This window comes from Niveispirillum sp. SYP-B3756 (assembly GCF_009495745.1).
GTDB lineage: Bacteria > Pseudomonadota > Alphaproteobacteria > Azospirillales > Azospirillaceae > Niveispirillum.
In genome coordinates, this window is sequence record NZ_WIDQ01000061.1 from 1 (window position 1) to 525 (window position 525).

Below are 525 nucleotides of genomic sequence, written 5' to 3' on the forward strand. Positions count from 1 at the left end.
ATCTACCAGTACACTGCAATTGATGACTGCAGTCGATATAAGGTACTCGGCGTTTACAAGAGAGCGACAGCCGCCAATACGCTGGATTTTCTCGAACGCCTCATTGAGGAAATGCCGTTTCCGATCCAACGGATCCAAACGGATCGTGGGCGTGAATTCTTTGCTGAAGCCGTCCAGCGGCGGCTGATGGACTGGGCCATAAAGTTCCGGCCGATCCCACCCCGCTCACCCCACCTGAACGGCAAGGTCGAGCGAACACATCGGGCTGATCGGGAAGAATTCTGGGACATGATCAATCCGAAGGATCCTCAGATTGAGGCTAAGCTGGCTGAATGGCAGCATCATTGGAACTGGAATAGGCCGCACACGGCTCTGAAAGGCATGTCACCCATCGACCGCGTCTGTGAACTCCTGGATAAAACCCCTCTCCGCGAAGCCGTTGACGCAGCATACGACAGTAGCCGAGAGCGCATCAGGATTGCCGATTACCGCCTCGACACTGCTGTCGCTTCGTTGAAATGATGT

At 54.7% G+C, this 525-nt stretch carries 1 protein-coding gene; it reads left to right on the forward strand.

The annotated features are described in order from the left end of the window. The coding region (locus GE253_RS25720) for an integrase core domain-containing protein (RefSeq protein ID WP_153206991.1) at positions 1 to 522 on the forward strand (522 nt) is incomplete at its 5' end. Between the last annotated feature and the right edge of the window lie 3 nt (positions 523 to 525).